Source organism: Embleya hyalina, assembly GCF_003967355.1.
GTDB classification, from domain to species: domain Bacteria; phylum Actinomycetota; class Actinomycetes; order Streptomycetales; family Streptomycetaceae; genus Embleya; species Embleya hyalina.
Genome location: NZ_BIFH01000023.1, coordinates 143585 through 157961, shown reverse-complemented (window position 1 = coordinate 157961; position 14377 = coordinate 143585). Strand labels below are relative to the sequence as shown.

Below are 14377 nucleotides of genomic sequence, written 5' to 3'. Positions count from 1 at the left end.
CGGCACGGTCGCCCGTGCTGATCGGATGTCGTTGCGTTAGACGGTACACCGGGCGTTCGCACGCCAACGCGCCGCGCGTTCACTCGCGATGCGCGCCTTCGTGGATCGACCCCCGACGCACCCTCCAACGAGGGGAAACGTTCCCCTTGTTCCCGGATGCTGCAACCGGATGTCGATCGCGCAAACCCGAAGTCGTGATCCGAGTGCCCGAGCGGGTCAGGTCGGCTTCGAACCGCCGTATACGTGCTCGGCCAGTGTGCCCACGAACGGCAGATTGCGGTAGCGCTCGGCGTAGTCGAGGCCGTAGCCGACCACGAACTCGTTGGGGATGTCGAAGCCCACGTACTTGACCGGGATGTCGACCTTGGCCGCCTCCGGCTTGCGGAAGAACGCGCACACCTCCAGCGAGGCGGGACCACGCGAGGTGAGGTTGGCGAGCATCCACGACAGGGTCAGGCCCGAGTCGATGATGTCCTCGACGACCAGGACGTGCCGACCGGCGATGTCCGCGTCGAGGTCCTTGAGGATGCGCACGACGCCGGAGGACTTGGTGCCGGAGCCGTAGGAGGACACCGCCATCCAGTCCATCTTGACCGGCGAGTGCACCGCCCGGGCGAGGTCGGCCATCACCATGACGGCGCCCTTGAGCACGCCCACGAGGAGCAGGTCCTGGCCCCGGTAGTCCTCGTCGATCCGCTCGGCGAGCTCGACGAGCTTCGCCTCGATCTCCTCCTGCGTGACGAGGACCCTTTCGAGGTCGGCGCCCATGTCCTTCTCGTCCACCACATGCCTTACTACGAAGTTGTCGACAGAGCCCCGCGAGCACCGGTCAGGATTGAGCCGGCCGGTGAAAGAGAAGCCTGCCACACCGCCTGCGTATCTCGACGCCCCCGGGCAGGTGGATGGGGCCCTGGCCGTGCCACGAGATGACCAGCTTCTCCACCGCCTCCACGTGGCGCGCGAACAGCGCGCCGGACGGGCTGCCCGCGACGACCGCCGTGCGGCGCAGCACCCGGCGGCGCACCGCGGCGGGCAGTTCGGCCAGGCCGGCGACCTCGAGCTCGCCGTCGTCGTGGGTGACGTCGGCCTGGGCCCGGTCCGCCCACTGGTCCAGCGCCTCCGCGTCGTCGCGGAACAGCCGCGCGGTGCGGGCCAGCGCCTCGGACACGCCGGGGCCGAGCGCCTTCTCCAGGACCGGCAGCACCTCGTGCCGCACCCGCGCCCTGGTGTAGGCGGGGTCGGCGTTGTGCGGGTCCTCCCAGGGCAACAGGTCCTGCGCGACGCAGGCCTGCCGGGTGATGTCGCGGCCCAGCTCCAGGAACGGGCGCTGGTAGTGGCCGGTCAGCGGCGGCATGCCCGCGAGGGATCGGGCGCCGGAGCCCCGGGCCAGCCCGAGCAGGACGGTCTCGGCCTGGTCCTCCAGGGTGTGTCCGAGCAGCACGAGCGCGGCGCCGTGGGTGCGGGCGGCGGTGTCCAGGGCGGTGTATCGGGCCAGGCGCGCGGCGCCCTCGGGACCGCCCCTGGTGCCGACCGTGACGCCGAGCGCCTCGACCGGCGTCAGGCCCAGCTCGCGCAGCCGGGCGACCAGGTCCACGGCGCGACGGGTCGAGCCCGCCTGCAGGCCGTGGTCGACGGTGATGGCGCCGGCCCGCAGCCCCGCGCGCGGGGCCTCGAACGCGGTGGCCGCTGCGAGCGCCAACGAGTCCGCGCCACCACTGCACGCGACCAGGACGAGATCACCCGGTTGCAGGTCGCGCAGGGTATTGCGGACGGCCAGCCTGGTGGCGGCCACGGCGGGATGGGGTCCCACGGCTCGACGACACCTCCTTGCACGTCCGGTTCGGCCGGTCAGCGGAGGTCGCGGCCTCCGCGAGATGTGCCGAAGAGAATTGGTTTGCCCACGCTACGTCACCCGAAGCGGCTCGGGCCGCAGACACCGCCGGATGTCGCCCGGATGAGGACGCGGGCGGGCCGGCGATCGGCCGAGCGGCGCCCGGCGGGCCGCCCGGACCCGGCCCCGGTCGGCCGCTCCCGGCCGCCGGGACCGTCGGGTCGGACGCCCGGATCACTCCGCGTCGGTCGGTCCCGCGGCGCCGGTCTCGCCGGCCGTGCCCGCCCTGCCGTGCACCCGGTCCACCCAGGAAGCCGGGTCGGCCACCTCGGCCTTGGTGGGCAGGGTGTTCGGCGACGTCCAGACCCGGTTGAAGCCTTCCATGCCGACCCGCCCGACGACCTCGCGCACGAACCGCTCGCCGTCGCGGTACTGGCGCAGCTTCGCGTCCATCCCGAGCAGCTTGCGCAGTGCCTGGTCGAGCCGCCCGGTGCCCTGCGCGCGGCGCTCGGCGAACTTCTCCCGGATCTCCGTGACGGTGGGGATGACCTGCGGCCCGACCCCGTCCATCACGAAGTCGGCGTGTCCCTCCAGGAGCGACATCACCGCGGTGATCCGACCCAGGATCTCGCGCTGCTCGGGCGTCTGGACCAGTTCGACCAGCGAGGCGCCGTCGCCGTCGCCCTCGCCGCGGCGCGCGCCGGCGAACGCGGAGACCGCCTCGCGCAGCCGGCCCAGCACCGCGGACGGATCCACCTCGGTCTGCCCGAGGAACCCGTGGATCTCCTGTTCCAGGTGGTCGCGCAGCCACGGTACGGCGGTGAACTGGGTGCGGTGGGTCTCCTCGTGCAGGCACACCCACAGCCGGAAGTCGTGCGGGTCCACGCCCAGTTCGCGCTCGACCTGGACGATGTTCGGGGCGACCAGGAGCAGTCGGCCGGGGCCGCGTCCGCCGGCGCCCGGGGCCTGCGGGGCGAATGTCTCGTACTGGCCGAGCACACGCGAGGACAGGAACGCGAGCAGGGTGCCCAGTTCCAGGCCGGTCATCTTGCCGCCCACCGCGCCCAGGGCGGCGCCGCCCGGCAGCGTCTCGCGGCGCTCCTCCACCTTGTCCAGGAGCGGGCGCAGCACGTGCCGGAAGCCCTGCACGTTGGCGCGGGCCCAGCCGGGTCGGTCCACCACCAGGACCGGGGTGTCGTTGTCGCCGGCGTCGAGTCCGGTGAAGGCCCGTACGTGCTCCTCCGACGTCTTGGCGTGTGCGCGCAATTCCGCGACCACGGCCCGTGCCTCGTCCCGCCCGACGTCGGGGCCCGGCCGCACGAGCCGGTTCGCCGTCGCCACGGCCAGGTCCCAATCGATCATGTCCGCACCGTTGCCGCTCGTCATACGGCCACGTTACGTGCTCGAAGCGGCCCCGAAAGAGGATCGGGGCTCCGCGTTCGATTCGGGTTCCGGTTTTGCCGGCCGCGGACCGGCGCGCCGGCGGGACGGACGCGGGTCAGCCGGCGGTGCCGCAGCCGCAGTCGGCCAGCGCGGCGGCCATCCGGTCGATCGCGGCGCGGGCCGGGTCGGGGTCGCCGGTGAACCGGTCGGCCAGTATCGCGAAGGCGAGGAGGCGGCCGTCCCGGTCGCGCACCAGGCCGGACAGCGTGCTGACCCCGGTCAACGAGCCGGTCTTGGCCCGGACCACGCCGGCCGCGTCGGCGGCTCCGCTGTTCGGCCCGTACCGTTCGGTCAGCGTGCCGGTGAAGCCCGCGATCGGCAGTCCGGTGAGCGCCCGGCGCAGTTCGGGGTGGGCGCCGGACGCGGCGGTCGAAAGGGTCTGCACCAAGGTCTGCGGGGTGAGCCGGTTCTCCTTGTCCAGGCCGCTGCCGTCCTTGAGGTTCGAGGCGCCGTAGGTCACACCCAGACCCTCCAGGACCTGCCGGGCCGCGGCGGTGCCGCCCTGGAAGCTCGCGGGCTGCCCCTTGGCGATCGCGACCTGCCGCAGCAGCGCCTCGGCCAGGTCGTTGTCGCTGACGGTGAGCATCTGCTCGACGATCGCGGACAGCGGCGGGGACTGGACGGAGGCGAGTTCGGGCGCGCCGCCGCCGGGCGCGGTGCCGGGGGCCGGGGCGCCGTCGACCGTGACGCCCGCGGTCTTGAGCATCGCGGCGAACTTCTTCGCCGCGTCGACGCCCGGGGACGGCACCCGGGTGCTCTCCTTGCCGACCACCGTCGGGTCCACCCGGCCCTCGTCGACCATCAGCGACACCACCGGGGCGATGTTCTCGTTGACGCCGATCGCGTGCAGCGCGGGGCCGGTGTAGAGCGAGGTGTCGTACAGGAGCTTGACCTGCGTGGTCCCGCTCGCCTTGAGCGCCGACGCGGTCGCCGCCGCCAGGTCGGAGAGGCGGGCGGGCCGATAGCCGCCGTACTGCCGGCCGTCGAGCGCGGTCAGCGTGGGATCCCCGCCGCCGACCAGGACGATCGTGCCCGGCGTCGGACCGGGCACGACGCGGGTGGCGATGCGGTGGTCGGGGCCGGGGGCGGTGAGCGCGGCCACCGCCGTGGTGATCTTGGTGGTGGACGCGGGCGTCGCCGCGCGGTCCTGGTTGGCGCCGTACAGGAGGCGTCCGGTCAACGCGTCGACGACGGCGACCGCGGGCGGCGCGCCGAGCGCGGTCGTGCGGCCCAGCGGCTCGAGCACGGCCCGGATGCCGGCCTCGGTCGGGGTCGCTCCGGCCGGGTCCCCCGAAACCGGCACGAGCACGGGCGGCGCGGCCGTCGCGGCGACCCGACCGGTGCCGTCGTCGGCTCGGGCGCCCAACCGCTCGCCCTTCCACGATCCGTGGACGAGGGTCACGAGCACGGCCAGCAGCACCGCCGCCAACGCCGCGGCGATCGCTTTGCTCCTCATGCCGGGCACGCGAGACCATCCCCTTCCGCCGGACCACCGGCCATGCGAGACACTGAGACCAGATCAGGTTCTGTCCGGGACCTGTGCCGGGTTCGGCCTCGCGGACAGAACGACCCTAACGGTCCCGGCAACGGTCCCGGCGCAGCACATGGAGGAGCCTTGGAGTTCGACGTCACCATCGAGATCCCCCGGGGATCGCGCAACAAGTACGAGGTGGACCACGAGACGGGTCGCATCCGGCTCGACCGCATGTTGTTCACCTCGACGCGCTACCCGGCGGACTACGGCTTCATCGAGGACACCCTCGGTGAGGACGGTGACCCGCTGGACGCGCTGGTGCTGCTGGACGAGCCGACCTTCCCGGGCGTCCAGGTGCGCTGCCGCGCAATCGGCATGTTCCGGATGACGGACGAGGCCGGCGGCGACGACAAGGTCCTGTGCGTTCCGGCGACGGACCCGCGTGTGGAGCACCTGCGTGACATCCACCACGTCTCGGAGTTCGACCGCCTGGAGATCCAGCACTTCTTCGAGGTCTACAAGGACCTGGAGCCGGGCAAGTCGGTCGAGGGCGCGAACTGGGTCGGTCGCGACGACGCCGAGGCCGAGGTCGAGGCCTCGCGCAAGCGGCTCACCGAGCAGGGTCACCACTGACCCGGTAGCCCGATCCGGACGAACGCCGATCGGCGGCAGCCACCCCTCGGGATGCTGCCGCCGATCGGCGTCCGTGCTTTTCGCGTCCTCGCGTCGCGCGGGTGGTCGCGCGCGTGGTCAGGACGGGCGGGCGTAGTAGTCCGGGGTGCCCATGGAGAACAGGTTGCCGATCTTGACCACGTCGCCGGTGCGCGGTGCGTGGATCATCCTGCCGCCGCCCAGGTACATCGCGACGTGGTGGATGTCGGAGGCACTCTTGGTCTCGGTCCAGAAGACCAGGTCGCCCGGGCGCAGGTTCCTGTACGACACGGGCGTGCTCTCGAAGTACTGGGTGGCGGCGAAGTGGGCCATCCGCACGCCCGCCCGGCGCCAGGCCTGCATGACCAGGCCGGAGCAGTCGAAGCCGCTCGGCCCCTCGCCGCCCCAGACATAGGGCTTGCCGAGTTGGGCCTTCGCGTAGGCGATCGCGGCGGCGGGGCCGGCCGCGGCCCTGCCGCCGGAGCGGTCGGGCCTGCTCGCGGCCGCGGGGTCGACCCGCTCGGCGGGCTTGGCGGTGGTGTCCGGTTTCGCGGGGCGGGCCGCCGCCTGTTCGCCGGCCGCGTCGGCCGGGCGCGCCTGCTCCGCCCGCCGGTCGGCCTCCTCCTTCTCCCGGCGCGCCTGTTCGCGGTCCGCGTCGGCCTCGGCCCGGGCCCGGGCCTCCTCCTCGGCACGTCGTTGCGCCTCGGCGGCCCGGCCGTCCCGGCGGCGCGTCTCCAGGTCGATCGAGGTCCGCCTCAGCGTGGCCGACTCGGCGAGCAGCGCGGTGTGTCGGGCGGTGATCTCGTGGACCCGGCTCCGCTGGGCGGCGAGTTCGGCCTCGACCCGGTCCTTGGCCGCGCGCACCGCCTCGGTCGCCCGGGCGGCCGCCTCCGCGCCGTGTTCGGCGTCGGTCTTGGCGACCGCGGCGTCGTGTACGGCGGCGATGCCGCGCCGGAGCGTGTCGTCGCCGTCCTGGGAGATCCGCCGCAGGCTCTCCATCCGGGAGACCAGGTCGCCGGGCGAGTCGGCGCCGAGCATCGCCCGGAAGGCGCCGAGCCCCGCGCCGCCGCCCATCCGGTAGGTCTGCGCGGCCAGTCGGCCGAGTTCGTCCCGGGCCCGGGACAGGCGGGCGTCGGCGGTGCGCAGGTACACGTCGGCGTCGGCGGCCCGGTCCCGGGCCTGCCGCCGGAGCACCACGGCGCCGTTGTACTCCTCGACGGCGGCGTCGGCGCGGATGTCGAGGCGGGCCAGGTCGTCCGCCTCGCGATCGAGTTCGGCCTCGATCCGGTCGATGTCGTCGACCTTGCCGGCAACCGCGTCGTGGGCCCGGCGCACCTGGTCGGCATCGGGGTAGCCGGCGCCGCCGGGGTCGTCGGCGAGCGCTCCGGGCGTCAGCGTGAGGACGAGGACGGCGGCGAGTCCGGCGGGTACTGCGGTACGGAAGAACGATCTACGAGGCATGCGGTCTCCCTCCAAGCGGCGGGCACCGAGGGGAACCGGAGATTCCGATTCCGGGCAGGTCTATGCACGTTAGTCACCCGTGGTCACAAATGCACCATAAGTGGCATATTTCCCGCCAATGGGCTTATCGCTCGGGAATCGACTCGAACATCGGTACGCACTCGCGTCACGTCCGTGGCCGATCGGGCGTGCACCCGGCCACCGAGGCCGGGTCAGCCGACCGACTCCAGCGTCCACGCGCAGACCGTCCCCGACTCCGCGTCGGCGGTCAGCCAGATGCCGTCGGAGCGCACCACGAGCCATTCGCGCGGCGCGTCCTCGGGGTACTCGATCTCCGCGACGGCACGCAGGTCCGGCACCGAGAACAGCACGTGCCGCTCGCCCGAGGAGGCCGCGAGCACGAGGTCGCGGCGCAGGAAGCCGGCGTAGATGTCGAAGACCTCGTCCGGGTCGGGGAAGACCTGCTCGCCCGGTCGGGCCGCTATCACCGCGCCGTCCGGGAAGCGCACCAGGGACAGCGGGCCGGCCTCGATCGGCGTGGTCAGCATCATCTGCCCCGACGCGTGGATGTCGGTGAGCACCCGGCTCTCCCCCGGCGGCACCTCGGCGACCTCCTCCGCACCGGCCGAGGCGAGGACGAAGATCCGGTACGCGTCGTCGGCGTGCGACGCGGCCAGGCCCAGGTGTACGCCGTCGGGGTGCGGGATCAACTCGGAGCCGACGGTGGCGGGGGCCACCGGCCGGATCACGCGCGGCGCGCCGTCCGCGGCGTCGAGCAGCACACACCGGTCCCCCTCGGCGGTCCGGACCACCGCCCAGATCCCGGCCGCGGTGACCGCGCTCGACCCGGCCTCCTCGGCCTGCCAGGGCACGTGCGGGTGGGACCACACCTCGGTGCCGTCGGCGTCGAGCACGACCACACGATCGGGGGTCGAGGCGACGAAGCGGGCCAGGTCGGGGGTGACCGAGTGGCCTCCCTTCCAGTCCCCCGGCAGCCGGATCTCGCGGACCACCGCCAACGAGTCGTCGAGCACGACGAGGGAACCGTCCACGCCGTGGGCGAGCCAGGCCGCCGCCCCCGGGATGCGGTCGAGACTCCACAGGGACGGCAGGGTCGCCCGGGCCAGAAGTTGAGCACGCATGGCGTGCACTCTATTGGCGCACGACACCCGTACGGCTCAGTGGCAACAGCCGTCCTACGCGTCCCGCCGGTCGTCGCCCGCCCGGTGGCGCCCCCGGCCCGCGGCCGGCTCCACCGGCTCGGCCGACGCGGTCGGCTCGACCGCGGCCCGCGTGCGCGACGTCGAGCGGGCGCGCAGGAGTTCGATCGCCACCGGGATCACCGAGATCAGCACGATGGCCACGAGGATCAATTCGATGTTGTCGCGGACGAAGGCGACCTGGCCCAGCGAGTAGCCGAGCACGGTGACCCCGCACGCCCACAGGAAGCCGCCGACGATGTTGTAGACGACGAAGGTGCGGTACTTCATCCGGGCCACGCCCGCGACGATCGGGGTGAAGGTGCGCACGATCGGGACGAACCGGGCCAGCACGATCGAGCGCGGGCCGTACCTGTCGAAGAACTCGTGCGCCTTCTCCACGTTCTCCCGCTTGAAGAAGCGCGAGTTCGGCCGATTGAACAGCGACGGCCCCACCTTGCGGCCGAACAGGAAGCCGACCTGGTCGCCGACCACCGCCGCGGTCCACAGGAGCAGGCACACCAGCCACAGCGGCTGCGAGAACTTGCCGTCGGAGACCAGCAGGCCGGTGGTGAACAGCAGCGAATCGCCCGGGAGGAAGAAGCCGATCAGCAGGCCCGACTCGGCGAAGACGATCACCAGGATGCCGATCAGGCCGAACGTGGAGATCAGCTTGTCGGGGTCCAGGAACGAGGGTCCCAGGGCGATGGTTTGCACGGCGCGTGCCTCCCGGAGCGGGCGATGGCGGACAGCGGAAGCCCCCCGACCAGGTCATGGTTGGGCAAAGAGATTTCCTTCCGAAGGTAACGTCCGCACCGGGAGACCGGTTCCCGGGGACCCGAATCGAACCGCGGCTCAGACCCGCTCGGGCCGGGTCAGCGCGACCAGCGCGCCGTCCTCCTCCAGGGTCAACTCGACCGCAAGCGAGCGCAGTTCGCCGAGTCGGGCCAGGTGCGAGCCGCCGCACGGGACGTGCGCGTCGCCGTCGGGCAGCCCGCAGTGCCACACCCGACGCGCGGTCAGCGCCGGGGCGGGCACCTCGATCCGGACCCCGGCGTCGGTCTTCAGCCACTCGCCGAGCAGCGCCTCGACCTCGTCGCGGATCCCGGGCAGGTCCTCGGCCAGCGTGTCCGCGGTGAAGCCCTTCTTCCGCAGCGACTTGCCGATCCGGTAGTCGTCCCGGCTGCCCGCCTCGGTCAGCCGGGACCGGGTGATCGCGAGGTTGTCGAAGTCCGGGCGGCCGAGGCTGTCGGTGCGCACCTCCTTGCGCCAGCGCGGCGCGAGCACCGCGTTCAGCGCGAACGCCAGCAGGTGGCACGCGGTGTGCGCGGCGCTCAGCGCGGCCCGGCGCTCGGCGTCGACCACGAGTTCGGCCGCGGCGCCGACCAGGTCGGCCGGGTCGCCCGGGGCCGGGTCCACCACGTGCAGCGCCAGCCAGGCCCAGTCCTCGTCGCCGCGCCGCACCGGGATCGCCTCGCCGACCGCGAACGTCCCGTCCGGGCCGACCCCGCCGGTCAGGCAGTCCACCACCGGCAGTTCCGCGCCCGCCACCCGGATCACCCCCGTGTCCGCGGGCTGGTCCGGCCAGGTGTGGTCGAGCGGATGGAACGGCGTACGTCCGACCACCAGGGCGGTGCGCCCGTCCGGCAGCACGGGCGCCGCCAGGATCGGCGCCTCGCCGGTGGTGGCACCGGCCGGGAAGGTCACCTCGGTGGAAGTCGTGGGGAGGGTCATGCGCGTCCTAACCTCGATTCGATCCGGTCGCCGTCGTGCGGGAGCGGCGATGGCGCCGAGCGGTCCATTCGATCATGGACAATCCTCCTCACACGGGAATCACGAGCAGGGACGGGCTGTGCAGCACCAGGGCTGGATCTCGACCACCGCGCGGCTGGCGGGCGACGCCGAGGCCGGGCCCCACGGCGTCGGCTGGATGCTCGTCGCCTTCATCTTCACCTTCGCGGTGACCAGGCTGATCACCCGGCTGATCCGGGCGGGCAAGGGCCCGTTCCGGAACATGGTGGTGGGCAAGGTGCACGTGCACCACCAGGTCTACGGAATCTTCCTGATGCTGATCGCGGGCGCGCTCGAGTTCTCCTACGAACCGGGCGGCGCGCTGCGCCAGGTGCTCGCCGGGTTGTTCGGGATGGGCGCCGCACTCACCCTGGACGAGTTCGCGCTGCTCGTGCACCTGGACGACGTGTACTGGGCCGCGGACGGGCGCAAGTCGGTGGACGCCGTACTGATCACCGCCGCGATGGGCGTGCTGCTGTTCGTCGGCGCCAACCCGCTCGGCCTGGGCGACGGCGACAGCAAGCCGGTGGCCGCGGTGATCGTGGTGTTCAACCTGGCCTTCGCGTTGTGTGCGCTGGCCAAGGGCAAGGTGGCCACCGGGCTGATCGGCGTGTTCGTCCCGTTCGTGGCGATGGTGTCGGCGGTGCGGATCGCCAAGCCCGAGTCGCCGTGGGCGCGTTGGCGCTACAAGGAGGGCCCGGGACGGACCTCGCCGCACGCGGACACCAAGCTGGCCCGCTCGCTGCGCCGGTTCCCGCCCGACCGGCGCACGTGGTGGGACCACACGAAGGACTTCGTGGCGGGCGCGCCGCACCGCTGACCTGCGGCATTCGGCGGTCGGCGGGCGGCCCTGGGTGGGCCGCACCGCCGACCGGCGCTCGCTACAGGTTCGGCAGTACCTCGTTCTCGAACAGGCGCAGGCTCTCCCAGGCCAGCTCCGGCGGGATGCCGCCCATCATCGGGTGCAGGATCGCGAACGCCGCGTCGCCCTGGGCCTTCAGCTCGGCCACCAGGGTCTGTGGAGTGATCACCCGGTACTGCCCGCCCGCACGCAGCGCGTCGGCGTCGGTGACGCTCGCGTAGCCGCCCACCCCGGCGGTGCCCGCCCTGGCCATCGTCTCGCCGTAGGCGTTGACCTCGTGCAGCGCGTGCGGCGCGATCCGGTCCCAGTCCCGGTCGGGGTCGTTCGAGAGGTGGAAGAAGCCGGTGTCGCCGCCGAAGTACGGGCCCGGGTCCTCCTCGCCGAGCTTGACCTTCTCGTCCCGGTAGAACTCCCAGATGTCCGGGTTGGACGGCATGAACCCGTCGGCGATCCGGGCGGCCCGGCGCGCGGCGGCCTCGACGCTGCCGCCGAGGATGATCGGCGGGCCACCCTTTTGGAACGGCGCCGGGGTCACCCGCACGGTCCGGCCGCGGAACTCGAACTCCTCCCCCGTCCACGCCCTGCGCAGCGTCTCGACGGTTTCCACGGTGCGCTTGACCCGCTCGCGCATCGGCACGTCGTACATCGCGAACTCGGTGTCCACGTAGCCGTTGGTGAGCACCACGTTCACCCGACCCCGACTCAGCAGGTCGAGCACCGCCAGCTCCTCGGCCAGGTGCAGCGGGTCGTGCAGCGGCGCGGGTATCGCGGCGATGGTGACGCCCACGTTCCGGCTGCGCGCGGTGATCGCGGCGGCGAACTGGAGCGGGGCGGGCAGGTATCCGTCGGCGAAGCCGTGGTGCTCGGACAGCGTGACCATGAAGAATCCGCGCTCGTCGGCCCACTCGACCATGTCGAGTGCCGCGGCGTAGCGCTCCCCCATGGTCGTCCCGGCGAAGGCCGGATTGCGGAAGTCGAATCGCAGCGCGAACACAGCCATGCCGTACTCCTGTCCCCGGCGCCACCGGGGTGGGTGACACCGCACTGTCTGATGGCGCGTCAGATTAGTGGCCGGGGTCGAGGAGAACCAGGGTCGGCGCTCAGTCGTCGTTCAGGGCCCGGTCGAGCAGGACCCGCAGGGCCCGCCGGTCGGCGTCCGGCAGCCCGGACAGCGGCGGGTCCACGGCGAGGCCGGCGAACAGGCGGGCGCGCAGTTCGGCGCCTTCCGAGGTGAGCGCGATCAGCTTCGCCCGGCGGTCGTTCGGGTGCGGTCGGCGCTCGACCAGGCCGCGCTCGACCAGCCGGTCCACCACGAACGTCACGTTCGGCGGCTCGCAGCACATCCGGCGGCCCAGCTCGCGCATGCCCAGTGGCTCGGCGAGTTCGTGCACCGCGTTGGCCTGGGACGCGGTCAGCCCGATCGCTCCCGCGCAGGCCGCGAAGTGCGCGTCGAGGCGGGCGGTGGCCGCGTAGAGCAGCGCGGTCAGTCCGGGCGGCTCGCCCTCCGGCGTGGTCATGGCCACACTCTAGCCGAACTTCGTTACAACTCGAATGATTCGAGGTGTAACGTCTGCCGCGAGCTGACAGATCGTCAGCCCCCTTGGTCGCCCTTGGAGGAACCCGCCCATGCCCGCGATCCTGGCCGGCCGGATGGCCCTGGTCACCGGTGGCAGCGGCGGCATCGGCGCCGCCTGTGCGGCCCGTCTGCTGGCGGACGGCTGCTCGGTGACGCTCGCCGCCCGCCGGGCCGACGCGCTCGCCGCCACCGCCGAACGGCTGCGCGCGGGGGCGCCGGCCGGCACCGAGGTGCGGCACGTCGCGGTCGACGCCTGCACCACCGACGGCGTCCGCGAGGCGGTCCGCGCGGCGGGTCCCGCGCTCGCCGTCTGCGTGGCCACGGTGGGCGGCGGGGGCACCGCGCCGATCCTGGCCATGGACGACGACGCGTTCCTGGCCGATCTGCGCCGCAACACGCACAGCGCGTTCCTGGCGATCAAGTACGCGGCGCCGGTGATCGCCGCGCGAGGCGGCGGCGCGATCGTGTGCGTGTCCTCCACCGCGGCCCGACTGACCATGCCGTTCCTGAGCGGCTACGCGGCCGGCAAGGCGGGCCTGGAGGCCCTGGTCCGGGCCGCCGCCGACGAGTTGGGCGCGGCCGGCGTCCGGGTCAACGCGGTCCGTCCCGGCCTGGTGCGCTCGCGCGAGGACGCGCGGATCTTCGCGGACGAGGAGATGATCGCCCGCTTCCTGGCCAACAAGCCGCTGGGCCGCACCGGGTTGCCCGAGGACATCGCCGAGGCGGTCCGCCATCTGGCCGGCCCCGAGTCGTCCTGGACCACCGGGCAGAGCCTGGCCGTGGACGGCGGCAACGAGTTGCGCCGCGCGCCCTCCTTCGAGAAGTACGCCCGGACCGCGCTCGGCGACGCGGTGATCGACGCGGCACTCGCGGGCCGCGACCCGTACGCCCCGCCGACGCCGGCACCCGTACCCACTCGACCGACCCACCCGCCCCGGCCGATCCGCCCGCCCCGCCCGCTCGCGGACCCCGACCCCGGTCACCCCCTCGCCGCCGGCACCGAGCCCGACACGGACACCGACCCCGATTCGACGGAGCATCCGAATGAGCACTGACGTGCAACTTTCCATCGGCCTGCCCAACTTCGGCAGCTGGCCGGCCGGCGACTGGCGCGGCTTCACGGACGTCGGTCGCGCGGCCGACGACGCGGGGATCGACCGCATTGTGCTGGTGGACCACGTGGTGATGGGCCCGAACACGCAGAACTACTCCTGGGGCCGCTTCCCCACCCCGCCCGAGGCGGACTGGCCCGAACCGCTCACCCTGCTCGCCGCGATCGCCGCCGTCACCTCGCGGGTACGCCTCGCCACCGGCATCCTCGTCGCCCCGCTGCGCGGCGCCACCCTGCTCGCCAAGACCGCCGCGACGCTGGACCGGCTCTCCGGCGGGCGGCTGGAGCTGGGCGTGGCCGCGGGGTGGCAGCGCGAGGAGTACGACGCCGCGGGGATCGACTGGGACAACCGCGGTCGGCTGCTCACCGACACCCTCGCGGCCTGCAAGGCGCTGTGGACGGACCTGCCCGCGTCGTTCGCGTCCGAGACGGTGAACTTCACCGACGTCTACTGTGCGCCGCGCCCGGTACGGCCCGGCGGGGTGCCGCTGTGGATCGGCGGCACGCTGAACGCCCGCAACCTGGCGCGGATCGTACGCAGCGGCGACGGCTGGATCCCGATCATGGGCCTGTCCACCGCCGACATGGCCCGGGACGTGGCGCGGATCCGGACCGCCCTCGCCGACGCCGGCCGCGACCCGGGGGCACTGCGGGTGCAGGGCCCGCTGCCGCTGGTCAAGGACGACGCGGGCCGGTTCGACCTGGCCCGCACGATGGCCGGCGCGCCCGAGGTGATCGCCGCCGGGGCCACCGCCGTGCATCTGCCGATCCAGGTGTTCTGCGCCGGGCCCGAGGGGGCGCCCGCCTTCTTCGCCGAGGCCAGGAAGGCGTTCGACAAGGTGGTGTCGGGCGTTTGAGCGAACCCGAACCGGGCTTGTCACCTGGGGCTTTACCCCTGCTTGGTTAAAGTTTCAGGTTTGCGGAACGTCGCCGGGGGGAGGGTCGTTCCCCTGGACAACGGCGCGATACGGCGTCTTT

The 14377-nt window shown here is 73.1% G+C and carries 14 protein-coding genes; 4 read left to right on the top strand and 10 right to left on the bottom strand.

Annotated features, from left to right (window positions below; translation table 11 throughout):
• Positions 1 to 216: 216 nt before the first annotated feature.
• The 4 genes from hpt to dacB all read right to left on the bottom strand — a co-directional run bounded on the left by hpt (position 217) and on the right by dacB (position 4730).
• Positions 217 to 783, bottom strand: coding sequence for a hypoxanthine phosphoribosyltransferase (hpt, locus tag EMA17_RS24320; RefSeq protein ID WP_078979398.1), 567 nt, complete (start codon positions 781 to 783; stop codon positions 217 to 219).
• Positions 784 to 829: 46 nt separating this feature from the next.
• The gene (gene tilS / locus EMA17_RS24315) at positions 830 to 1810 is read right to left on the bottom strand and encodes a tRNA lysidine(34) synthetase TilS (RefSeq protein WP_126639233.1); all 981 of its coding nucleotides are present in this window, start codon (positions 1808 to 1810) and stop codon (positions 830 to 832) included.
• A gap of 255 nt (positions 1811 to 2065) precedes the next feature.
• Complete coding sequence (locus tag EMA17_RS24310) at positions 2066 to 3217, bottom strand: Rv3626c family coenzyme F420 biosynthesis-associated protein (protein WP_126639232.1); 1152 nt, start codon at positions 3215 to 3217, stop codon at positions 2066 to 2068.
• A gap of 112 nt (positions 3218 to 3329) precedes the next feature.
• On the bottom strand, positions 3330 to 4730 hold the full coding sequence (gene dacB, locus EMA17_RS24305) for a D-alanyl-D-alanine carboxypeptidase/D-alanyl-D-alanine endopeptidase (protein WP_126639231.1): 1401 nt from the start codon (positions 4728 to 4730) through the stop codon (positions 3330 to 3332).
• A gap of 159 nt (positions 4731 to 4889) precedes the next feature.
• Between dacB and EMA17_RS24300 the strand changes: the two genes are divergently transcribed.
• Positions 4890 to 5381, top strand: coding sequence for an inorganic diphosphatase (locus tag EMA17_RS24300; protein WP_078976554.1), 492 nt, complete (start codon positions 4890 to 4892; stop codon positions 5379 to 5381).
• Between the two features lie 117 nt (positions 5382 to 5498).
• On the opposite strand, the gene EMA17_RS55425 is transcribed toward EMA17_RS24300, so the two are convergent.
• The 4 genes from EMA17_RS55425 to EMA17_RS24280 form a co-directional block, all read right to left on the bottom strand.
• Complete coding sequence (locus EMA17_RS55425; RefSeq protein ID WP_126639230.1) at positions 5499 to 6860, bottom strand: C40 family peptidase; 1362 nt, start codon at positions 6858 to 6860, stop codon at positions 5499 to 5501.
• Positions 6861 to 7072: 212 nt separating this feature from the next.
• Positions 7073 to 8002, bottom strand: a complete 930-nt coding sequence (locus EMA17_RS24290; RefSeq protein ID WP_126639229.1) for a hypothetical protein — start codon at positions 8000 to 8002, stop codon at positions 7073 to 7075.
• Between the two features lie 54 nt (positions 8003 to 8056).
• The gene (locus EMA17_RS24285; RefSeq protein ID WP_126639228.1) at positions 8057 to 8776 is read right to left on the bottom strand and encodes a DedA family protein; all 720 of its coding nucleotides are present in this window, start codon (positions 8774 to 8776) and stop codon (positions 8057 to 8059) included.
• 138 nt (positions 8777 to 8914) lie between these two features.
• On the bottom strand, positions 8915 to 9793 hold the full coding sequence (locus EMA17_RS24280; protein ID WP_126639227.1) for an alanyl-tRNA editing protein: 879 nt from the start codon (positions 9791 to 9793) through the stop codon (positions 8915 to 8917).
• A gap of 118 nt (positions 9794 to 9911) precedes the next feature.
• Between EMA17_RS24280 and EMA17_RS24275 the strand changes: the two genes are divergently transcribed.
• Positions 9912 to 10670 carry a hypothetical protein gene (locus tag EMA17_RS24275; RefSeq protein ID WP_126639226.1) on the top strand — a complete coding sequence of 253 codons (759 nt, stop codon included), beginning with the start codon at positions 9912 to 9914 and terminating at the stop codon, positions 10668 to 10670.
• Positions 10671 to 10731: 61 nt separating this feature from the next.
• Here the strand turns inward: EMA17_RS24275 and EMA17_RS24270 are convergent, their stop codons facing one another.
• Both EMA17_RS24270 and EMA17_RS24265 read right to left on the bottom strand, forming a co-directional pair.
• On the bottom strand, positions 10732 to 11712 hold the full coding sequence (locus EMA17_RS24270) for an LLM class flavin-dependent oxidoreductase (RefSeq protein ID WP_126639225.1): 981 nt from the start codon (positions 11710 to 11712) through the stop codon (positions 10732 to 10734).
• A gap of 100 nt (positions 11713 to 11812) precedes the next feature.
• Positions 11813 to 12229, bottom strand: coding sequence for a MarR family winged helix-turn-helix transcriptional regulator (locus tag EMA17_RS24265; RefSeq protein WP_126639224.1), 417 nt, complete (start codon positions 12227 to 12229; stop codon positions 11813 to 11815).
• A 109-nt stretch (positions 12230 to 12338) separates the two neighbouring features.
• Here EMA17_RS24265 and EMA17_RS24260 point away from each other — a divergent pair, with 109 nt between their 5' ends.
• Both EMA17_RS24260 and EMA17_RS24255 read left to right on the top strand, forming a co-directional pair.
• The gene (locus EMA17_RS24260) at positions 12339 to 13343 is read left to right on the top strand and encodes an SDR family NAD(P)-dependent oxidoreductase (protein WP_126639223.1); all 1005 of its coding nucleotides are present in this window, start codon (positions 12339 to 12341) and stop codon (positions 13341 to 13343) included.
• The gene (locus EMA17_RS24255) at positions 13333 to 14256 is read left to right on the top strand and encodes a TIGR03619 family F420-dependent LLM class oxidoreductase (RefSeq protein WP_126639222.1); all 924 of its coding nucleotides are present in this window, start codon (positions 13333 to 13335) and stop codon (positions 14254 to 14256) included. The genes EMA17_RS24260 and EMA17_RS24255 overlap by 11 nt, the downstream gene beginning before the upstream one ends.
• Positions 14257 to 14377: the final 121 nt, after the last annotated feature.